Genomic DNA, 21,047 nt, shown 5'->3' with positions numbered 1-21,047 from the left:
TAATTTTGTGTAAAACTTTCGCATATGAGATATAGCAATAGCAAAAGAGATATCATTTATCCCATCGTTATAGCAGTTGTTCTGGTGGTTGGTGTTTTGGTAGGTTTAATGATTGGTGGTAAGGTTGATAAACCAAACCTTTTGGTTTATCCACGTACCGATAAGCTGACGAACGTAATAAGATATATTTCTGAGGAGTACGTCGATACGGTATCTGTTGAGACACTCGTTGAAGAAGCAATCCCTGCCATCTTAAAGAATCTCGATCCCCATTCGGTTTACATCCCAGCCGACCAACTTCAAACAGTTAATGAGCCACTCGAAGGAGGTTTCGATGGAATTGGAATTCAGTTCAACATGAATAACGATACGGTAGTTGTTGTAAACACTATCCCAGGAGGGCCTTCGGAAAAGCTGGGCATTTTGGCAGGCGATAGAATTGTTAGGGTTGATGGTAGGAATATTGCAGGGGTGAAGTTTCCCATGGATAGTGTACCTAAACTCTTGAAAGGACCTACAGGGACAAAGGTTACGGTTAGCATAAAGCGTGCTGGTGTTGATGAGTTAATTGATTTTGAAATCGTAAGGGACAAAATACCAATCTATAGCGTAGATGTATCGTATATGCCAACGCCCGATATTGGTTATATCAAAATAAACACCTTTGCCAAAACCACCTATAAGGAGTTCCTTGAGGCTATGATAAAGTTAAGCGAGAAGGGAATGAAACGCCTTGTCCTTGACTTAAGGAGTAATAGTGGTGGTTATATGGATGCAGCCATAAACATAGCAAATGAGTTTTTAAAGAAAGGGAACCTGATAGTTTATACCAAGGGTAAAAACAGGCCACGCGAAGAGGCTATATCTAATGGTAAAGGACTGTTCCAGGATTTGCCTTTAACGGTACTTATCGATGAGTTTTCGGCATCGGCAAGTGAAATTTTAGCGGGAGCCATTCAGGATAACGATAGGGGGCTAATTATTGGTCGACGGTCGTTCGGGAAAGGCTTGGTACAAGAGCAGGTTTACTTTTCCGATGGTTCAGCTCTTCGACTAACCATAGCCAGGTACTACACACCTTCGGGCCGAAGCATCCAAAAACCATACAAACCTGGCGACGATGAGTATTTCTACGAGATTGGTAATCGTTACCTGCATGGCGAGTTCCAAAATGCCGATAGCATTCAGTTTGCAGACTCTCTTAAATACTTTACTGCTGGTGGCAGAGTGGTTTACGGTGGTGGTGGTATTATGCCCGATATCTTTGTACCACTCGACACGGCTGGAATTACACCATACTACCAGCAGGTATCGCGTAGGAATTTGATTTATCGGTTTGCGTTCAGTTTTGCCGATAAGCATAGAGCTAATAGTAGAAATTTCAAAACTTTTGAAGATGTTGATGGCTACCTCAAAAAGTTCAACCTAATAAAGGATTTTGTGCGTTTTGCCAAGGATAATGGGGTGGATCCCATACAAAAGGATATTGAGAGATCAAAACTCATCATCGAAACTCAGCTTAAGGCAACTATCGCCCGAAACTTCATTGATAATTCAGGATTCTATCCTTACATTCGATATATCGACGAAACCTTACTTAAGGCAATTGAGGTGTGTGAGAAAACCAGCTGCGATCCTTTAACTTTAGAATTACCTTTACGATAGGATACTCCTGATTGCCTTTGCTGTATTATCAGGCTCTTCGATAAATCCCATATGGCCCGAATTGTTAAGAATAACGGTTCGGGCTTTTTTATGCCTTTCTTGTAGAAGCTGAACAACCTCCATAGGAATGAGATTATCGAACTTCCCAAAAATCATATTTACAGGGTATTTTGCCTGGGCTAACACCTGGTTACGGTCGGGGCGTTGGGCCATTCCATTTAAAACTCCAATAATGCCAGAATCGCTTGTGCTCCTTGCTATTGTTTTTATATGCTCTATCTCTCCTGAGAATTTTTCGAGGTTTTGGTTTGCAAATAAACGGGGTATGCTGCTTTGAACAATCTGCTCCTTTTTGCCCTCTTTAACAAGCTGTATATCGGCCATGCGGGCTGCACGCTTTTCCTCAGTATCGGCATTTGGTGTTGAGTGTAAAAGACATAGTCCCGTTAAGGTGTTTGGATACCGCTCGGAAAACGCAAGGCTAACATATCCTCCCATTGAGTGCCCTAAAAGGAATGTTTTATCAATTTGTTCGTAATGCATTACAGCCCTTACAGCATCGGCCATAAAATCCATACTGATGGTATCCATGTTACAATCCGATTTTCCATGTCCTGGAAGGTCGATACTTAGAACAGTGTGGTCGTTTTCCAGCTCTACCGTTAGCTCGTCCCATATTGTTAGGTCTTCAAGATAGCCATGTAATAAAACAATTGCAGGACCACTTCCGCTTATTCTATATCGTATAGTGCTTTGGGGTGTTTTTATATAGCTTTCCATGGTGAGTATTTTTTTATAAAGTTAAGCCAATTTTTGCAACAATAGCAAACTTATTTGTATCCAACAACGCAAGTGCTCTTCTCGCGATGTACTTCACCTTTAAGGTTGAAATATTCAAAAAAGATGATATAGATTCCAGAATCAACTCTTCTGTGTTGTGAGTCAACGCCATCCCATTTCAGTTGACTTGCTGTTCCTAGTGTTAGGTTATTGGCAAGTCTATATATCTCAACACCGTTTGCAGTGAAAATTCTAATATTTGCTACATATCCAGGTTCGGGTAGGTTGTATCTTATGATAAGATAATCATCATGTCCATCGCCATCGGGCGAAAATATTTTAGGTGTTAGGGTGAATTTACTTTTACTTTCGGTTAACTCGGTAAACTGCGAGTTCTTGTAAGTAGGGGTGGCAAATCCGGCTGCCTGGGCAGCCGAATGCCATGTGCCAACATCATTTGTGGATAGGTTTGGATTAATACGCTCAAGCGATACTCCTTTTACATCGTTTAAAAGCTCGTTGTGCATCGTTTCGGAGTATCTTAGCTCATCAATAACCAAGTTGTTAGAGTTGAGTAGTACAACGTAACCTTTGTCGTTGTTGAAGCTTGCCATCCTATCAACCTGAATAAATGCCGACGGATTTTGGCAGGTATAAAACCGTTTTACAAGCGATGGATTTAAAGTGATTACTCCAAATTCCTGTGGGAATAGCAGAAATGGTTTATCGGATGCAGGGAAGTTCTCTTTAATCTCAAAACTTTCTTCATCCCTATTGGCCAGCATTACCTGAGATAAATCAATAGTTTTGTCAGAATTATTGAACACTTCTACAAAGTCGGTTCCACCAACATAAGGATTAAAAAGGATTTCATTTATTACCAAATCTCCTAACTCTGGGATTTGGAGTAAACCAAATCGGATTAAAGTATCTGCAAGGCTATTCCCCGAAAAATCCATTACTCCACTTATGGTGATGTCGTAAACCTGATTTGGCAGTATGGGCTCACTAAATGAGATTATTGCCTGATTGAATAGCCCTGCTGGCTTAATAAAATCGATTTTTAGGTTTGTGCTATAGTTCTCCTTAAGTGTTGCCGAAAGGCTATCCATGGCCTCGCTAAATGAAAGTGATAAGGTTTGGTTATCTAAAACGCTGAGGTATTCAAGTTTGGGCGGGGTTATGTCGGGATTAGCACCTGCTACCGAGTTTTGGTTGCAAGGTGTTCCGCCATTTGTTGAAATGCTTGCCTTCCAGTTGTTTTTGCCCTCGGCAAGGTTTGTGTAATCGATGCATTCCATTGAGTAACCACCAGAGTTCCTGGTTGAATCGTTATACCAATCCTTTGTATAGTTTGCAAAGGCAATCAGGTTGCCATTGGGGTCGAATAGTTTAAGCAGCATCCCATCGTTTAAAAGGCTGGGAAATGAGGCAACAGGAATTGTTTTACCAAATTGGCTATAGCTACTCATGGCCGAGGTACACCCAATAAGGGCATATGAGTTTGGAGGTATGGTATCGGCTGGAAGGGTTACTTTTTTGTCATTGAGAGTGAGCTTCCATTCCGAAGTAAGGACACTATCTTCTCCTGGATTGTAAAGCTCAACATATTCGTATTCAGGCAAACCGTTTGATGGGGTGGGGTTGGCCATGATTTCGTTAAAAACCAAGCGCCCAAAATTACCTTCGGCTGTTAGCCCAAACTCAATGCTATCGGCTAAGCTATAACCATTTGTGTCAGCAATATTATCAACATAAAGTTTAAACTTCTCAAAGGGTAACTTTTCTGTCTGTAGCGTTACTGTTTCTTGGTCATCAATCTTAATATTTTGTATTTCAATGATTTTGTTGCTGCTTGATATTATGTTGTAGTTCTTAATATTTGCCGCCGATTGCTCGGTTACTGGTTTCGAAAAGCTAACCTTTACTGTGTTTAGATTCTGAACCTTTGCGCTTTCAATAGCTGGTGGAAAATCGGTTGTGCAAAACCTTATATCATCAATCCAAAGCTCACCTGCTCTGTTCTCTGTAAAGGCAAAAACAAACGACGTGAAGCTTGCCGTAGGGACAGTAATTTTAGCTTCACCACCAAATGATTTAATGCCAGTGGATTTTGGTGTATACCATAGTTTTATTGTACCATCAGGCGATAGTGTTATGGTTAGCTTTACCTCATCATTTTCGTTCCAATCGTACTTTGATTGGATTAGAGGTGTTCTTGTTCCATTGTCAAAGCGCCATATCGATATATAATCGTTTCCACTTGAGGGATTTATGCCTACGGCATAGCCCTCGGCATCATTGTCCATGGAATTCTCATGCGATGATATGAATGCCAGGTAAAAATAGTTTTCCGACGATGGGTCCCAATCACCATTTCGAATAGTAATGCTCCATTCTGCTGCTTTCCCTTTTGGCGATGAAATAGGAATGCTTAACACAGATTGTTTTGCATTTGCGTTTCCAGCATGTGCAAGCGAGAACTCACCATCTAATGTTACAATCCTTGATATCAACCAATCATCCATTCCTTGCCAGCTAGGTGGTGCATTTTCAAATCCTTCATTTATTTCGCACACATGGTTATAGCCGCAGTAAATGTTATCTGAAATGGCGTCGGTTAGCCATCCAAAGTAGGCTTTAAGCCTATATTTGCCAACTGATGTTAGCTCAGCATTATTCCAAGTGGCAATCCCGTTGTTAAGGGGCTCTAGAATAGGGTCAACATTTAAGCTGCCTGTGCCATTATAAATCTCAAGCGATGTATAGCCTTGATACTCTTTGTCGATATTACCTCTTGAATCGCATGCCATAACACTAACATTGAAAGTTTCGTTCGGAGCGACTGCAAAAGGCTGTTCTGCAAACTTGAGCCTATCGGCTTTTACCTCAGTCCTACATGGACGACCAAAAATGGTTGACGGGAATGTTGTGCTAAATGCAGTGCCATTATCAAATGTAATCCAACCGTGATTATTGTTAGGGATGTAAAACTGAAATTGAAATGCATCAACCACTTCTCGGTCGTTTAGATATACTTTCAAAATAAAATTTGCAGAATCGTTATCGCTTATATGCACGGTGCCTTCGTCAAAATCAATTTGAAGAGTATTGCTGCTGAATGTGAATGAACTAGGATTGATAGAATTTCCATCTTTCTCTAAAACAAAGCCTTGCACCATTCTGCTGAGAGTTGGGAGATTTGTAGGGTTAAATGCAAGCAGCTTGATACGCCTAAGGAATAATGGCAGACTATCGGTGCTACCAAGGTCTTTAATTTTAAAACGGATTACCTCCTGTGCAGCGGCTACATAGCTGTTGTTGGGTGTTAAAATCACCGTATCGGTTGGTTGAATCAAAGGAAGGACAACACCATCAGCATCTGCACAGGTAATCGCTTCCGAAATGGCATCGTTTAACTCAGTGTTACGAGCAAGTAATGTGAATGTTCCTGGTTTTGAGTAGTTTGCCTGGAATTGGCCAATGCCATTCTCAACTATGCATGGATTATCCGATAGAACATTGAGCTCACCATCTCCCGATGCAAGCATTAGCTCAGCATCTCCATTAAAGTCGACATCCTGGTTACCATTTTGGTCGGTTGAACTTATCTTAACCGTAAAATATTCCTTAACACCAATCCGCTTTGGAGCATCGGAAATTATCAACCTCGATGCAGCTACATCGATACTTGAAATAGCAGAATTTATATTGTTTGGAAAGGATTTAGAAAATTGCGTTCCAGTGTCGTAGGCTTCAAACTCAGGGTTTAACTTATCGATGTAAAGCTGAATGGTTTGATTATCGTTTATTCCACTGTTTTTTAGGTAGATGTAAATGCTTAGCTCCTTTGCTTGCCCATCGGCTATTGTGAATGCTCCAAGCGGAAAGTCAATCTCGATGCTTGAAGTTTTTATATCGATATTTGATGTTGCAATATAGGTTGAGCCATCTTTTACCAGTACGCCTTCGATGGTTTTTAAAAGCGATGAACAAGTGGAACTACTGGTTTTATTCAGAACTATCTTTTTAAGATAGGTAGCAACCCCATCGGTTCCTGTATCGACTATTTTAAATCGAATTATCTCCTTCGCATCTTCTGGTTTATCGGCTAAAGAACTAATTATGAATGCTCCAACTTGAACTCCTGGTGTTGATGCGAATGATGTTGTATCGTATGAAATTAATATTTCTTCGCTGATTGTTTGGCCTATGTCGTTACCCTCTGCTTTAATGCGTATGGTTTCATGTCTGTTGTAATAAAGGCTGTCCCAGTGTGCAATTCCATTGATTGCATTTTGAGTTAAACCATTTACTGAAGTTAAGGTGCCATTTCCTTCGGCCAAGCTTAACGAGATTTGGCCATTATAATCGGAATCAATACTACCATAATCGTCGGTAGCAACTAATTCAAGGCTAAACGGTTTTCCTAATATTGCTATAGGTGAAATATTTTGAAAATGAGCTTGCGAGGCATTTACTCTAATAGTAAACGGATTAGATTGGATTTTAGACGGAAACGATTGGGCAAAGCCCGAACCAAAAAGGCTTGACAAAAAGCCATGGTTTTGGGAGTCAACCTCAAATATTAGCTTGGTATTATCAGGAATGTTGCTCTCTTTTAGATAAATACCGAAAGTGAATGCAGCGGTTTGACCATCGGGAATGGTCGCAAGCGCACTATCAACCTCTAGGGTTATTTGTTCATTGCTAATACTTGCCGAGAGAATTGAAATTAGCTGGCCATCTTTTTTTAGTGTAACTCCACCAATTAGATTACTCCACAAAATGCTATCTGGATATGGATTTTTAATGAGAATTTTTTGAACGTAGGTTGGTAGATTATCTCCAGAACCATCATCAGAAATTAGAAAGGTTAAAACATCAACACCATTCTCATCAGATGTTGAGGTTGAGGGAATATCGGCTGAAGGTATTTGCTGTAAGGGTTCAGCAACAATTGTAGTTCTATCGTTAGGGTTGATGGGCTGGTAAATAAAGCTAATATCATCTATCCACAGCTTCATATCCTGAGCCGAAGAGTACCGGTAACCCACGCCAAAAAGGCTGAAGCCTTTGTAGGTGTTATCGGTAATGTTGCCATAGTCGGAAAGTGAGAAAAAGCTTCCCGATTCCGATGCTCTAAGAGTAAAGTTTCCATCCGAGGTTCGTACAACCTCAATAGCAGCAGCATTTCCGGTGCCCACTTGTGTTTGCCAGTTCAGGGTTGATGAAAGTATTTCTTGAGGAACGCCATTTTCTATTCTCCAAAGTTTTAGCAGGTCATCGCTTCCTGTTAGGTTAACACCTACAGCATATCCCGATTCGTTTGCTGTGCTGAGCTTATCGTCGCACATCAGGTAAAACCACCAGCTATTTGATGATGATGGGTCGTAGCCATGTCTAATAAGAAATCGCCAGGTAATATCACCCTTGTCAATATCCCATGCAGGAAGTGGTTTTATGATTGTATCGGTAGCCGAAATATTATTATCGTATGTGTGTTTAAGTGAGCTGGTTCCCGAAATTGCGCTACTACTGCTTATACCCCAGTGATTATCGGGTTTTTGTGTCCATTCCGAAAGGTTGCTAGTTTCAAAGTCATACTTTACTACCTGCTGTGCTACTCCTAGCTGTGCAAATAGTGTTAAAACCAGCAATAAGTTTCGTTGCATTTAAACTAATGTTTAGTTTTGCAAGCATAATTTACAAAAAAATCTAATAACCACCTGTAAAATAGTTTATTTATGAGAGTAGCAGTAGTCGGGGCGACAGGCCTTGTAGGAAGTGTTATGCTTCGTGTTTTGGAAGAGCGAAATTTTCCGGTTGATGAGCTTATCCCAGCAGCATCTGAAAAATCGGTAGGGAAAACAGTTAAATTTAAGGGAAAGGATGTAAAAGTATGTTCGGTAGCCGAGGCGGTTAAACGAAAACCTTCCGTTGCAATTTTTTCTGCTGGTTCAACGGCATCTAAGGAGTGGGCACCCAGATTTGCCGAAGTGGGCACCACGGTAATCGATAACTCATCGTGTTGGCGAATGTATCCCGAGATTCCTCTTGTTGTTCCCGAGGTAAATGCCCATGTATTAAAGCCAGAACACAAAATTATTGCCAATCCAAACTGCTCAACTATCCAGCTTGTTGTTGCTATTAATCCATTGCATTTAAAATATCGAATTAAACGTATCGTTATATCAACTTACCAATCGGTTACAGGAACAGGAGTTAAGGCTGTAAACCAGCTATTTGCTGAGCGAAAAGGTGAAGAGGCCGATATGGTTTATCCACATCCAATTGATTTGAACTGCTTGCCTCATGGAGGAACATTTCTTGAAAGTGGTTATACTACCGAAGAGCAAAAATTGATAGACGAGACAAGGAAAATTATTGGCGACCAAAAAATCATGGTTTCTCCTACTGTTGTTCGTGTACCTGTTATTGGAGGTCATTCGGAATCGGTTAATGTGGAGTTTGAAAACGATTTTGATATTAAGGATGTAGTAGAGGTACTAAGCAAATCGCCAGGAATAGTTGTACAGGATGAGCCAGCAACAAATCATTATCCTATGCCCCGCTTTGCCGAAGGCAAAGATGAGGTATTTGTAGGTAGAATTCGACGCGACGACTCACAACCGCGAAGTCTTAACCTTTGGGTTGTAGCCGATAATCTTCGCAAAGGGGCAGCAACCAATGCCGTACAAATCGCTGAGTATTTGAATTCTAAAGGTTGGCTTCAGTAATATCAGGGTATAGGAAATTATCGTAAGGATAACGGGTTACGTGAATTTCCCTAACCATCTTGTATAAAAGTGAACGGAACACATCGATATTGATTTTCTGCTTGGCAGAGATGAAAATGGTATGAGTTCCTTTTTTACTTATCCATGTGCGCTTTAACTCCTCAAGGCTGATGTTCTCCGAAGTTTTTGGAGTAAGGTCCTCCTTGTCCTTTTCATGCCAAGTGTAAGCATCAATCTTATTAAAAACAAGAATTGTTGGCTTGTTGGCTCCCCCAATTTCTTGTAAGGTTTGATTTACAATATTGATTTGCTCCTCAAAATTAGGATGCGAGATATCAACCACATGTAAAAGCAGGTCCGATTCCCTAACCTCATCGAGTGTTGATTTGAACGATTCAACCAGCTGGTGTGGAAGCTTACGAATAAAACCAACCGTATCGGAAAGAAGGAAGGGAAGATTACCAACAACAACCTTACGTACGGTTGTGTCGAGTGTGGCAAAGAGTTTATTTTCGGCGAACACATCCGATTTGCTTAAAAGGTTCATTATGGTTGACTTACCTACATTGGTGTAGCCAACAAGTGCCACACGAACTACACTTCCGCGATTTTTTCGCTGGGTGGCCATTTGCCGGTCAATTTTTTTTAGCTCCTCCTTAAGCTTGGATATGCGGTCGCGAATTATTCTTCGGTCGGTTTCAATTTCGCGTTCACCAGGACCTCTTAATCCAATCCCTCCTCGTTGGCGCTCAAGGTGAGTCCACATTCGTTTTAATCGGGGGAGCATAAACTCATATTGCGCAAGTTCTACTTGAGTTTTTGCATAGGCTGTTTTAGCTCGTTGAGCAAAAACATCAAGTATAAGATTCGTTCGGTCAAGAACCTTGCGTTTGAGCTCATGCTCAAGGTTCCTGAGTTGAGTAGGGGTTAGCTCATCATCAAAAATTACCGTATCAACATCGTGCTCTTCAATAAACGAATAAATTTCAAGTACCTTTCCCCGACCAATAAAAGTTCTTGGGTTAGGTTCATCAAGTTTTTGAACAAAACGTCGAAGAGTTTTTGCCCCTGCGGTTTCGGCAAGAAACTCTAGCTCATCCAAATAATCTGTTATCTCCTGCTCGTTTTGATAGGGAAATATAACACCTACTAAAACTGCCTTCTCCTGTCTTTTTGCTGTCGATATTGGGTTTATCATGCTAATAAATCAATAAAAAACCCTGAAAAATCAGGGTTTCTTTAACGTAAAAGCCATAAAAATGTTATAGCTAGTTGAGCACAAATTTAATAGGAATTATGAATTTAACTCGTACGTAAACACCATTATTTACACCTGGTTCCCATTTTGGTGAATTGGAAACAACTCGGATAGCCTCATTTGCTAGGCTTTCATCTATTCTATTCAAAACTTTTACGTTGGAAACGCTACCATCGCGTTCAATTACAAATTCAACGATTACATTTCCTGAAATCCCATTTGCAGCTGCAATTTCGGGATAGTGAATATTAGGTAAAACATATTTCGATCTAAAATAATTTACATCGCCGCCCATAAAGGTTGGCATTATTTCTACCTTTTGAAATGGTTCATCCTCTTCAGTTTCATTCTCGCTAAATTTAATAATTGAAACGGCTTTGTCTTCGAAAAACTCCGAGTCAAAAATATCGGGATTATCTTCAATCTCGATATTGTTATCAACAACTTTAATCTCATCAGAAAATTTTACCTGTTTGGGAGGTTCGGGTTTCCTGATTTCTTCATGTTTTGTTATTGGAATTAATCCTTGCTCAATGATAGTGCTAGGAGCTTTAGCTAAATCAATTTGAATGGTATTGGTTGTAGTCCATTCAAAGGCTAGGAGAGCAAACAAAATTGCTGATGCCATGCCTATTTCAAAAAATAGAGGGCGTTTGCTTTCCAAGTCTGCTTTTTTATTCTTTTTTGATTGCATAACTAAAGGATTTAATTGTTCTATAATTATAACGCTTATAGGGTGTTACTTATTACATTTTTTTTTAAAAAAAAGCCCCACCAAATCGGTGGGGCAATGTATATTCATCAAGCTAAAGAAAATTATTGCAATACAAAGATGATAGGAATTGTATACTGCACGCGAACAGCTTTACCACGCTGCATACCTGGCTTCCATTTTGGTGACATAGATACAACACGAACTGCTTCTTTGTCGAGTGATGGGTCAACGCCTCTTAAAACCTTTACATTAGAAACTTTTCCTGATGGCTCAACAACAAAGTTGATAATAACACGGCCCTGAATTCCGTTTTCTGCAGCAATGTCAGGATATTTGAGGTTCTTTTGAACCCAGATGCGGAAGTTGTTAATGTCGCCACCCTGGAAGGTTGGCATCTCTTCTACAGTTACAAAAGGAATTTGCTCCTCTTCCTCTTCTTCATCATCCTGAAATTCCATTACAGTAACTGCTTTGTCTTCGGAAAACTCTGTATCAAAAATGTCCGAATTATCTTCAATGTCAACGTTATCTTCAACAACCTTAATAACGTCAGAAACAGTTACCTGTTTTGGAGGTTCAGGTGGTTTAACCTCATCTTGCTTGGTGATAGGAATTATCTCTTGCTCAATCTTCTCACCCTGAGTCATTGCTAACTCAACCTTAACAGAGTTGGATGTTGTCCATTCAAAGGCCAACAAAACTATTGCTAGCGACAATGCTAAACCTATTTCAAAAAACAGAAATTTCTTGTTTTGTAGGTCTGCCTTAGGATTTTTCTTTAGTTCCATATTTTTGTTAGTTTTTCTCTACTTAAACAACGCAAAGCCATTAAAAATATTTCAGCTACAAAGCAATAAAAATTTTCTTTGAATTACAATGATTATACGCAGAATTTTAAATCTTGTTAAAATAATTGGGCTGAAATTTATTGTAAATATAAAAAGTTTTTATTTTTGTGCGATGAAATGTTGGGGGTATAGCTCAGTTGGCTAGAGCGCTTGCATGGCATGCAAGAGGTCAGGGGTTCGACTCCCCTTACCTCCACCAGTAATGAACGGTTGTCATATAATGGCAGCCGTTTTTTGTTCTAGGATTAAAGCCAGCCCAGGAGAGGCAAGAGCGTCCCGAAGGCAATCGGGAAGGTCAGGGGTTCGACTCCCCTTACCTCCACCAGTAATGAACGGTTGTCGTAAAATGGCGGCCGTTTTTTTTGTTCATGGTTAGAAGCCAGCCCAGGAGAGGCAAGAGCGTCCCGAAGGCAATCGGGAAGGTCAGGGGTTCGACTCCCCTTACCTCCACCAGTAATGAACGGTTGTCATATAATGGCAGCCGTTTTTTTTTGTTCATGGATTAAAGCCAGCCCAGGAGGGCTAGTTCCTCTTAACTTCCCCAATAAAATGTTGTATTGCTGAATTTTAAGTTACATGATAGTTTTCTGGTAATGAAAAAATCAACATAATCTTTACAAAGAATTGGTTAAGAAAAAATAATTTGCGAATAGTGTTGGATTTTATAAATATTACTTTATATTCGCAGGTAGTAATATATTAGAATTCAATGTAAAACAATACATGCTCTTGCTATGCCATATCGCCGATTGCCAAATACTGATAATGCTCGACTGAAAGCACTAAAAACAGCATACAAAAAGGGGAAAAGCACTCACCCTCAAGAACTCGCTTTTTCGCAAGCCACATTTTCAAGGATTGAGCTATTTATAAATTCGTTTGAAAAGGCAATTGCACATTACAAGGCTGCTTACGAAACCCAAGTTGAGAGGAGCAAAGAGCATCAACAGTTGGCTAAAAAGGCTAGGCTATATCTATCGCATTTCATACAGGTGCTCAACATGGCTATTGCAAGGGGTGAGCTCCAGCCAGCAGTTCGGGAAATGTATGGGATGGATATTGACGAGTCAAAGCTACCATCGTTGAATTCCGATAAGGATCTTATTGAATGGGGTAAAAAAATTATTGAGGGTGAAATGAATAGAACCCGCAGAGGAATGCAGCCCATTACAAACCCTACAATTGCTGTTGTAAGAGTTAGATACGATCAGTTTGTTGAAGCCCACAACTATCAAAAAGTACTACAGCAAAATACACAACGGATGCTTGCTCAACTTAACGATCTTAGAAAAAAAGCTGACGAGATTATTGTTGATGTTTGGAATGAGGTTGAAGAGCATTTTAAGGATCTGCCCGACGATGAACGTCGTGAAAAAGCAAGCAGCTATGGAGTGGTTTACGTTTATCGTAAAAATGAACTTAAAGGGTTATCGTTAGATTCAGTTATTCCCAATATCTAGCACTCTTCCATTCTTAATCAGCTCTCTCTTTATGCTGATTAACAAAACAATTACAATTACCAAACTTGCAACGCCAAGAGGCCAAATTTGATCTAATCCGCCGAAATCCTCAATTTTTTCATCAGCAACACCAACTCCCATCAGCATATAACCAATGGTTGCAATGGCATTGTTAAAAAAGTGAGCTGCTATAGGAACCCATAAACTACCAGTAACCTCTAAAAGATAACCAAAAGCAACACCTAGGGCAAACCGTGGTATAAATCCTTTAAACTGGAAGTGAATAAAGCTAAATAGTGCAGCTGCTAGTATTATTCCAAACCATTTCGATTTGGTTATTTTTATCAATCCTCGTTGAAGAATTCCTCGAAAAACTAACTCCTCTCCAATGGCTGGTAGGATGGCAACCATAAGTATATTCACCATAAATGCCCCAAAGCTATTTGTAACCAAAAACGCCTTGGTTAGCTGCTCTGCCTTTTCTTCCATGTCAATCATCCATTGACTTAATGGGAAAAGCTCATTAATTGATGCTAGCAGGTTAATGGCAGGTAACGAAACCAAAACAATGATGAAAGTTTTACCAATTATGGTTCCTTTGGTTTTATTAAAACCTAGGAATTTCCATGGATTAGGGGAGAAAAGATAGGCGGCAGCAATTGCAGGCAAAATAAAAATTCCAATGCTTTGCATTATTTGCAAAAGTTTTAAGGCATTAATGTTTTTGTTACCTACTAGGTCTAAAGCTGTTTGGATGCCTGATTCGCCCCATAATACACTTGAAAGTAAAAGCCCCAATGCTGAAAAGATTAGTCCTGAAACTATTATAAGAATTCCCAAGATAAAAAGCTTGGCTATTGGAGAGGTGTTTTCAAATGGACCTGATTTCATAGTGTTTAGTATTTTATGCAAAAGTAATTTTATTATGATATTTTGAAAGGTTTAAAAGTTATCTTTTGGTATTTTTGCCACGAAAAGTTTTGAAAATGAAGATAGGAGATTTGGATTTAGGTGAGAAACCAGTTTTTCTTGCCCCCATGGAGGATGTTACTGATCCATCATTTCGGTATATGTGTAAGCACTTTGGTGCCGATATGATGTATACCGAGTTTATTAATGCCGATGGACTAATCCGAGATGCTGGTAGCACAGTAGCAAAACTTAATATTTTCGACTACGAAAGGCCAATAGGTATTCAGTTATACGGCCATATAATTGATAGCATGGTTGAGGCAGCAAAAATAGCTACCGAGGCCAATCCCGATGTAATCGATATTAATTTTGGTTGTCCTGTAAAAAAAATTGCAAATCGAGGTGCAGGATCTGGTATGATGCGCGATGTACCCAAAATGGTTGAAATGACTAGGCGAATTGTTGAGGCGACTCATCTACCTGTAACAGTTAAAACAAGGTTGGGTTGGGACGATCAAAGTAAAAATATAGTTGAGATAGCAGAACGGCTTCAGGATGTTGGAATCAAGGCAATTACTATTCATGGACGAACTCGCGCACAGCTTTATAAAGGTAATGCCGATTGGACTCTAATTGGCGAAGTAAAGAGGAATCCCAGAATGCATATTCCAGTAATAGGGAATGGCGATATTGATGGACCAGAAAAGGCCAAAGAGATGTTTGATCGCTATGGTGTGGATGGAATAATGATTGGCCGTGCAACCTATGGCCGTCCTTGGATTTTTGCCGAGGTGAAACATTACCTTAAAAAAGGCGAACTGATGAAACCTCTTACAACCCGGGAAAAGGTTGATATTGCTCGTAAACATTTTGAGCAGTCGCTTAAATTTAAAGGCCTTAAAACGGGAATGCTAGAAATGCGTCGCCATTTTTCATCATACTTTAAGGGACTTCCTCACTTTAAGGAGATTCGTTTAAAGCTTTTAACCACGCTTGAGCCCGACGAAGTGCACGATCTTCTAAATCTTATAGAAGAGCGTTATGGCGATTATGTGGTAGGATCTGATGTTAATCCATCGCCTTGGGCCGACAAACAGGATTAGTGAGCTTCAAGCCAGTTGTTGCCTATTCCCATATCTACCTCTAACGGCACTTTTAAACTTGCGGCTCCTTCCATGCACCTTTTTACTACTTCTTTTACCTCATCAAGTTCAGGTTTATAAACGTCGAATACGAGTTCGTCGTGAACCTGGATTATCATTTTTGATTTTAATTTTCTACTGATAATCTCACGGTGAACATTAATCATGGCCATCTTAATGATATCGGCAGCCGAGCCCTGAATTGGTGCGTTTATAGCGTTTCGTTCAGCAAGACCTCGCACAACCTGATTGTTCGAGTTTATATCGGGAAGGAAACGCTTCCGCCCAAAAATCGTTTCAACAAATCCGCGTTCCCTGGCCTCTGCAACACACTGGTCCATGTAGGCCTTAACTCCCTTATAGGTATCAAAGTAGCCATCAATTAGCTCCTTGGCTTCGGTTCTTGAGATGCCTAACCGTTGCGATAGGCCAAAGGCTGAGATGCCGTATATCATGCCAAAGTTTGCCGTTTTGGCCTTGCTGCGTTGTTCGCGGGTAACCTCATTTAATGGAACTTTGAAAATTTTTGCCGCAGTTGCAGCATGAATATCCTCTCCCTTTTCAAAAGCCTCAAGCATTATTTGGTCGTTGCTCATGTGGGCCATAAGCCGAAGCTCAATTTGAGAGTAATCGGCCGATAGTAGTAGGTGTTCTTCTGACGATGGAATAAATGCTTTTCTTATTTCACGGCCATTTTCATCGCGTATCGGAATGTTTTGAAGATTCGGATTATTTGAACTTAATCGACCGGTGGAGGCAACTGCCTGGTTAAACGAGGTGTGAATTTTTCCAGTTTTCTTGTTTACAAGTAAGGGTAGGGTCTCTATATATGTTGATAGAAGTTTTTTAATCCCCCTAAATTCTAAAATTTTTGAAACAATAGGGTGCTTGTCGATATATTTTTGAAGTTCTTCCTCGTTTGTTGAATACTGTTTTGTTTTGGTTAGCTTGGCATCAGTAGCAATTTTTAGCTTATCAAAAAGCACCTCACCGAGCTGTTTTGGCGATGAGATATTCAAATCGGGGACGCCAGCCATATTTCTAATTTCTTTCTCTAGCTCTACCAGCTGCTTTGAGAGCATTTCACCATACTCCTTAAGGCTTTGGGAATCGAGAGTAACGCCATTTCGTTCCATGTGGGTTAGAACCTCAATTAGCGGTTCTTCAAGTTTAAAGTAAAGTTCCGTTAGGCCTTGTCCCTGTAATTTTTCAAAAAGTACCTGTTTAAGCTGATAGGCTAAATCGGCGTCCTCGCAGGCATAACGGGTTATTAGTTCAGGGTCAACGTTACGCATATTGCCTTGCGATTTCCCCTTTTTGCCAATTAGCTCCTCAATGCTAATGGGTTTATAGTTTAAGTAGATTTCCGAAAGGTAATCGAGATTATGCCTTGCATCGGGTTCCAGCAGGTAGTGGGCAAGCATGGTATCAAAAAGCTTCCCTTTTATTTCGATGTCATAATTGAGTAGAACCTGCATGTCGAACTTAATGTTTTGTCCAATTTTACCAATGTTGTGGTTGGCAAAAACCTCTGCAAACTCCTGAACGATGCTTTTTGCCTCGTCCTGATTTTTGGGTACTGATACCCACCATGCTTTATTGGTCTTAATAGCAAACGATAGGCCTACAAGTTCAGCCGAGATTGGGTCGAGCCCAGTTGTTTCGGTGTCAAATGCAAACTCTTGGCATTGTTTAAGCTCATCGATGAGCTTTGCGCGGTCATCTCTGCTCTTTGCTATGCGATAGTCTACATCAAAGTCATCAATGGTTTTAAGGTTGAAGGTTGGTCTTTCGGGTTTATTTGCTGGCATGTCAAAGAGTGAGCCCTGAACGTATTGGCCTTGCTCTTTTCTCTTTGATGCTCCAAACTCTTTTAGTAGCGTTCTAAATTCAAGTTCTTCCAGCAGAGGAATTAGCTCTTCGGTTTTGGGTGGACTAACCTTTAAGTCGTTATCAATATCTAATTTTAAGTCGATATCGGTAACTATACTCACCAGTTTCTTGTTAAGTGGGATTAGGTCGCGGGCCTCTTCAAAATTCTTTTTCTGCGAGGGGCTTAACTTATCTATATTCTGGAGTAAGTTGTCGATACTGCCATATTGCGAGATTAGCTTGGCCGCAGTTTTCTCCCCAACCTTGTTTACACCTTTGATATTATCAGAAACATCTCCCCACAATGCAAGGATATCAATAAATTGTTCGGGTTTTTGTATGTCATACTTTTCACAAAACTCTTTTGCGGTAACTATTTCCATATCGTTACCGCTGCGAGCAGGTTTAGCCATTATTACGTTATCACGAAGGAGCTGGCCGTAATCCTTGTCGGGTGTCATCATTATCACCTCAAACTCATCGGGATTTGCCTTTGTTGCAATCGTGCCAATAATATCATCGGCTTCAAAACCTTCTTTCTCAATAATTGGAATGTTAAATGCTTCAAGTAGGTTTTTAATTATCGGAACCGAAGTTTTAATATCTTCGGGTGTTTCCTCTCGCTGTGCTTTATATTCGGGATAAATGTCGTTTCGGAATGTTTTTCCTGATACATCAAACGCTACTGCCACATGGGTTGGTTCAAATTTCTTTATGGCATCGAGCGTAGCCCGAATAAAACCATAAATGGCCGAAGTATTTAGCCCCTTGCTATTTCGCATGGGCCGATTAATAAAAGCATAGTAAGCTCTGTATATAAGGGCGTAGGCATCGAGGAGTAGCAGGCGTTTTTTCATGAATCCTAATTGTTTAACGTTACACTAATCGTTGTTGTCGGAAGCATACCACTCTGCATATGAGGTGGCAGTTTCATTCAGTTTAAGATGATGTAGCTTTACCGAATCGGGTAGCTTGCTTGATATAATTTCCGCAAAGTAGTAAATAAGATTTTCGCATGTGGGTTGGAAAGGCAATGCCTCAATTCTATTAAAACCAACCTCTATTAGCTTTTTGTGAGTGGGGGTATTGGCCATAACTGCAACTGCATGGTCAAAGCGGTCAACAATAAGCGGATTAACAATACGTTTAAGCTCCCCAAAATCCATAACCATTCCAAGTTTTGGATGGCCAGGGGTATTTATTGGTTCCCCAATAATAGTTACGGTGAAAATATATGAGTGACCATGCATGTGCTTACAAAGTCCATCGTAACCTTCAAGCGCATGTGCCATCTCAAAACGGAACTCCTTTGTTAGTCGTATCTTTGGCATGTAATTAATAATTGTTTAATTTGTATGTATTGATAGCTACCAAACTGATTCTTATTCAAGAATTTCTTAATTCGTTTTTAGTTGTTAAACCTTAATTATTCCTCTCGACTCATTACAAAAACGCCACAAATATCTTCGGAATCGTAGCTGTGTCCAACAATTTTTTTCTCATGAGTATAAGTGCCTTCAAGAGTATCGAGATTATAGTTGGGTAACGGCTCTCCTTCGGGCGATAGCACCTCTACACCTTTTAAGTATATCTTGTTCCCTTTTATTGTTCCTTCAACCATCTGCCGAACCATAAATGGGGATTCATCCTCGATGCACTCCTCATATTCTAAGTATCCAACCACTCTTTCTCCATTTTGTTCAAGGTAGGCAAATCCTTTATCGGTACCACATTCAAACTCTTCGTTAAATGTCCATTTTCCAGTTATGTTTTCCATATGAGGCATTATTTTTACAAATATAGTGAACGATGGGGCAAACTCTTTGTTAATTATGTAAATTTACAGAATTAGTTTACTTTTTTCAATTGATAGAGCGATGAAGTTTATTGGTGCACATGTTAGCGCAGCAGGTGGTGTTGAGAATGCACCCCTAAATGCGAGTAAAATTGGTGCAACAGGTTTTGCCCTGTTTACCAAGAATCAGCGTCAGTGGGTGGCTCCACCTTTGACTGGTAAAAGTATTGATGCTTTTAAAAAGAATTGCGATGAGTTCGGGTACACACCCGCACAAATACTACCTCACGATAGCTATTTGATAAATCTAGGGAATCCTGACAAGGAAGCATTAGAAAAATCGCGTAATGCTTTCTTTGATGAGATGCTTCGCTGCCAGCAGCTTAGCCTCGATAGGTTAAACTTCCATCCTGGCAGTCACTTAAAGAAGATTTCAGAGGAAGAGTGTTTAAAGCTAATTGCCGAATCAATTAACATGGCACTAGAGCGCACTCAAGGTGTTACTGCAGTGATTGAAAATACAGCGGGGCAGGGTAGTAACCTTGGTTTTACCTTTGAGCAAATTGCATTTATAATCGACCTTGTTGAGGATAAATCGCGTGTTGGCGTTTGTATTGACACTTGCCATGCATTTGCTGCAGGTTACGATATATCGACTCCCGAAGCTTTTGAAAAAACTTTTTTGCATTTCGATAAGGTCATTGGCTTTAAATATTTAAAGGGAATGCACCTAAACGACTCTAAGAAGGATTTGGGTAGCAGAGTCGATAGGCACGAGAATTTAGGAAAAGGAACGTTAGGCCTAGAACCTTTCCAGCTAATCATGTCCGATTCTCGATTCGATGGAATTCCTTTAATACTTGAAACTCCCGACGATTCGCTTTGGCCAAAGGAAATAAAAATGCTTAATGAAATGCAAGGTTAAGCTGCTGGCATTGCTAGCTGCTTAAACTATTAAACAGGTACCTTCCCAAAAGGAGTAAGGGCCAAGCTGGCTAACTTAAAATGCTGTTTGGCAAAGGGAATGCCAATAATTGTTATTGCCAGTAAAATACCAAAAAGCAAATGCGATAAGCTAATCCATATACCTCCTACCAGAATCCATAAAATATTCATGATGGTAGAAAGGCAACCTGTGGAGCTGGGGTTTGATTTTATCTCAGTGCCAAAAGGCCAAAGCGCTAGTATCCCAAGTTTTAATGTCTGTAAGCCAAAAGGTATTCCTATAATGGTGATTATCAGAATAAAACTTGAGATAAAATATTCAAGGGCAATGACTATTCCACCAAAAATAAGCCATATTATATTACCAAGTATTCTCATTTAAATTTTGCTATTGCTTGTAAGTTAATCAATTAATAGGTTAGTCTCGTTAAGGATTCTTTCAAAAAGCTTAACGGTAGCCAGTGCATCGCCAGCAGCACGGTGCCTGCTCTCAATTTCAATTCCGAGGTTGCTGCAAATGTTTCCAAGGCTATAAGATTTGTGGCCTGGAAATGCTTTTCTGCTAAGCTTTACGGTACATAAAACATTTCGATGATAATCGTAGCCTAAGCGCTTGAATTCCGCTTGTATAAATCGGTAATCGAATGGCGCATTATGGGCGACAAAGGTGCATCCCTCAGTAAGAAGCACAACATCGCGAGCAATTTCGTAGAATTTTGGAGCATCTGCCACCATTTCATTTGTTATTCCAGTAAGCTTTGTAATGTAGTATGGAATAGATGTCTCAGGGTTAACTAGCGATGTAAATTCATTGGTTATTTGATTACCATCGTGAATGTAAATTGCGATTTCAGTTATTCGGTCACGTTGCCAGCTACCGCCTGATGTTTCTATGTCAATAATGGCGTATTTCAA

Annotated in this window: 16 protein-coding genes and 1 tRNA gene; 6 read left to right on the top strand and 11 right to left on the bottom strand. The window is 40.1% G+C overall.

The genetic code is table 11. From position 1 onward, the window contains the following. Nucleotides 1-24: 24 nt before the first annotated feature. Nucleotides 25-1,665, top strand: a complete 1,641-nt coding sequence (locus tag FHG85_RS12645; protein ID WP_173076478.1) for a S41 family peptidase — start codon at nucleotides 25-27, stop codon at nucleotides 1,663-1,665. Here FHG85_RS12645 and FHG85_RS12640 read toward each other — a convergent pair. Together FHG85_RS12640 and FHG85_RS12635 are read right to left on the bottom strand one after the other, a co-directional pair. Then, the gene (locus FHG85_RS12640) at nucleotides 1,657-2,445 is read right to left on the bottom strand and encodes an alpha/beta fold hydrolase (protein WP_173076476.1); all 789 of its coding nucleotides are present in this window, start codon (nucleotides 2,443-2,445) and stop codon (nucleotides 1,657-1,659) included. The two genes, FHG85_RS12645 and FHG85_RS12640, sit on opposite strands and share 9 nt — an antisense overlap. Before the next feature lie 50 nt (nucleotides 2,446-2,495). Next, nucleotides 2,496-8,120, bottom strand: a complete 5,625-nt coding sequence (locus FHG85_RS12635) for a lamin tail domain-containing protein (protein ID WP_173076474.1) — start codon at nucleotides 8,118-8,120, stop codon at nucleotides 2,496-2,498. Nucleotides 8,121-8,192: 72 nt separating this feature from the next. Between FHG85_RS12635 and FHG85_RS12630 the strand changes: the two genes are divergently transcribed. After that, nucleotides 8,193-9,185 carry an aspartate-semialdehyde dehydrogenase gene (locus FHG85_RS12630; protein WP_173076472.1) on the top strand — a complete coding sequence of 331 codons (993 nt, stop codon included), beginning with the start codon at nucleotides 8,193-8,195 and terminating at the stop codon, nucleotides 9,183-9,185. On the opposite strand, the gene hflX is transcribed toward FHG85_RS12630, so the two are convergent. The 3 genes from hflX to FHG85_RS12615 all read right to left on the bottom strand — a co-directional run bounded on the left by hflX (nucleotide 9,166) and on the right by FHG85_RS12615 (nucleotide 11,946). Then, nucleotides 9,166-10,383 carry a GTPase HflX gene (hflX, locus tag FHG85_RS12625; RefSeq protein ID WP_173076470.1) on the bottom strand — a complete coding sequence of 406 codons (1,218 nt, stop codon included), beginning with the start codon at nucleotides 10,381-10,383 and terminating at the stop codon, nucleotides 9,166-9,168. The two genes, FHG85_RS12630 and hflX, sit on opposite strands and share 20 nt — an antisense overlap. A gap of 70 nt (nucleotides 10,384-10,453) precedes the next feature. Then, entirely contained in the window at nucleotides 10,454-11,137 is a 684-nt protein-coding gene (locus tag FHG85_RS12620; protein WP_173076468.1) for an energy transducer TonB, read from the bottom strand. Between the two features lie 122 nt (nucleotides 11,138-11,259). Further along, nucleotides 11,260-11,946, bottom strand: a complete 687-nt coding sequence (locus tag FHG85_RS12615; RefSeq protein WP_173076466.1) for an energy transducer TonB — start codon at nucleotides 11,944-11,946, stop codon at nucleotides 11,260-11,262. 182 nt (nucleotides 11,947-12,128) lie between these two features. Between FHG85_RS12615 and FHG85_RS12610 the strand changes: the two genes are divergently transcribed. Beyond that, a tRNA-Ala gene (locus FHG85_RS12610) sits at nucleotides 12,129-12,205 on the top strand. A gap of 535 nt (nucleotides 12,206-12,740) precedes the next feature. Then, nucleotides 12,741-13,466 (top strand): hypothetical protein, encoded by a 726-nt coding sequence (locus tag FHG85_RS12605; protein ID WP_173076464.1) that lies wholly within the window; start codon nucleotides 12,741-12,743, stop codon nucleotides 13,464-13,466. Here FHG85_RS12605 and FHG85_RS12600 read toward each other — a convergent pair. Beyond that, nucleotides 13,446-14,357 carry a CPBP family intramembrane glutamic endopeptidase gene (locus FHG85_RS12600; protein ID WP_173076462.1) on the bottom strand — a complete coding sequence of 304 codons (912 nt, stop codon included), beginning with the start codon at nucleotides 14,355-14,357 and terminating at the stop codon, nucleotides 13,446-13,448. The genes FHG85_RS12605 and FHG85_RS12600 overlap by 21 nt on opposite strands. 95 nt (nucleotides 14,358-14,452) lie before the next feature. Here FHG85_RS12600 and dusB point away from each other — a divergent pair, with 95 nt between their 5' ends. Next, entirely contained in the window at nucleotides 14,453-15,481 is a 1,029-nt protein-coding gene (gene dusB / locus FHG85_RS12595) for a tRNA dihydrouridine synthase DusB (RefSeq protein WP_173076460.1), read from the top strand. Here dusB and polA read toward each other — a convergent pair. From polA to FHG85_RS12580, 3 genes are all read right to left on the bottom strand, one after another. Continuing rightward, nucleotides 15,478-18,249 (bottom strand): DNA polymerase I, encoded by a 2,772-nt coding sequence (gene polA / locus FHG85_RS12590; protein ID WP_173076458.1) that lies wholly within the window; start codon nucleotides 18,247-18,249, stop codon nucleotides 15,478-15,480. The genes dusB and polA overlap by 4 nt on opposite strands. A gap of 24 nt (nucleotides 18,250-18,273) precedes the next feature. Further along, nucleotides 18,274-18,723 (bottom strand): 6-pyruvoyl trahydropterin synthase family protein, encoded by a 450-nt coding sequence (locus FHG85_RS12585; protein ID WP_173076456.1) that lies wholly within the window; start codon nucleotides 18,721-18,723, stop codon nucleotides 18,274-18,276. Nucleotides 18,724-18,818: 95 nt separating this feature from the next. Then, nucleotides 18,819-19,169: a hypothetical protein gene (locus FHG85_RS12580; RefSeq protein ID WP_173076454.1), complete on the bottom strand. Its 351-nt coding sequence runs from the start codon at nucleotides 19,167-19,169 to the stop codon at nucleotides 18,819-18,821. A gap of 100 nt (nucleotides 19,170-19,269) precedes the next feature. Between FHG85_RS12580 and nfo the strand changes: the two genes are divergently transcribed. Then, nucleotides 19,270-20,112: a deoxyribonuclease IV gene (nfo, locus tag FHG85_RS12575; protein WP_173076452.1), complete on the top strand. Its 843-nt coding sequence runs from the start codon at nucleotides 19,270-19,272 to the stop codon at nucleotides 20,110-20,112. A gap of 29 nt (nucleotides 20,113-20,141) precedes the next feature. Here the strand turns inward: nfo and FHG85_RS12570 are convergent, their stop codons facing one another. Continuing rightward, nucleotides 20,142-20,510 carry a YccF domain-containing protein gene (locus FHG85_RS12570; protein WP_173076450.1) on the bottom strand — a complete coding sequence of 123 codons (369 nt, stop codon included), beginning with the start codon at nucleotides 20,508-20,510 and terminating at the stop codon, nucleotides 20,142-20,144. Between the two features lie 24 nt (nucleotides 20,511-20,534). Next, nucleotides 20,535-21,047 carry a 3'-5' exonuclease gene (locus FHG85_RS12565; protein ID WP_173076448.1) on the bottom strand — a complete coding sequence of 171 codons (513 nt, stop codon included), beginning with the start codon at nucleotides 21,045-21,047 and terminating at the stop codon, nucleotides 20,535-20,537.

Origin of the sequence: Tenuifilum thalassicum (assembly GCF_013265555.1) — a bacterium.
Classification (GTDB): domain Bacteria; phylum Bacteroidota; class Bacteroidia; order Bacteroidales; family Tenuifilaceae; genus Tenuifilum; species Tenuifilum thalassicum.
This window is presented reverse-complemented; position numbering and strand designations above follow the sequence as displayed.

Bases quoted from the DNA above. Each gene is read 5' to 3' on its own strand.
- FHG85_RS12570 (WP_173076450.1), bottom strand. From the start codon at position 20,510: ATGAGAATACTTGGTAATATAATATGGCTTATTTTTGGTGGAATAGTC.
- FHG85_RS12635 (WP_173076474.1), bottom strand. From the start codon at position 8,120: ATGCAACGAAACTTATTGCTGGTTTTAACACTATTTGCACAGCTAGGA.
- FHG85_RS12645 (WP_173076478.1), top strand. From the start codon at position 25: ATGAGATATAGCAATAGCAAAAGAGATATCATTTATCCCATCGTTATA.
- polA (WP_173076458.1), bottom strand. From the start codon at position 18,249: ATGAAAAAACGCCTGCTACTCCTCGATGCCTACGCCCTTATATACAGA.
- FHG85_RS12615 (WP_173076466.1), bottom strand. From the start codon at position 11,946: ATGGAACTAAAGAAAAATCCTAAGGCAGACCTACAAAACAAGAAATTT.
- FHG85_RS12580 (WP_173076454.1), bottom strand. From the start codon at position 19,169: ATGGAAAACATAACTGGAAAATGGACATTTAACGAAGAGTTTGAATGT.
- FHG85_RS12585 (WP_173076456.1), bottom strand. From the start codon at position 18,723: ATGCCAAAGATACGACTAACAAAGGAGTTCCGTTTTGAGATGGCACAT.
- nfo (WP_173076452.1), top strand. From the start codon at position 19,270: ATGAAGTTTATTGGTGCACATGTTAGCGCAGCAGGTGGTGTTGAGAAT.
- FHG85_RS12620 (WP_173076468.1), bottom strand. From the start codon at position 11,137: ATGCAATCAAAAAAGAATAAAAAAGCAGACTTGGAAAGCAAACGCCCT.
- FHG85_RS12640 (WP_173076476.1), bottom strand. From the start codon at position 2,445: ATGGAAAGCTATATAAAAACACCCCAAAGCACTATACGATATAGAATA.
- hflX (WP_173076470.1), bottom strand. From the start codon at position 10,383: ATGATAAACCCAATATCGACAGCAAAAAGACAGGAGAAGGCAGTTTTA.
- FHG85_RS12600 (WP_173076462.1), bottom strand. From the start codon at position 14,357: ATGAAATCAGGTCCATTTGAAAACACCTCTCCAATAGCCAAGCTTTTT.
- dusB (WP_173076460.1), top strand. From the start codon at position 14,453: ATGAAGATAGGAGATTTGGATTTAGGTGAGAAACCAGTTTTTCTTGCC.
- FHG85_RS12605 (WP_173076464.1), top strand. From the start codon at position 12,741: ATGCCATATCGCCGATTGCCAAATACTGATAATGCTCGACTGAAAGCA.
- FHG85_RS12630 (WP_173076472.1), top strand. From the start codon at position 8,193: ATGAGAGTAGCAGTAGTCGGGGCGACAGGCCTTGTAGGAAGTGTTATG.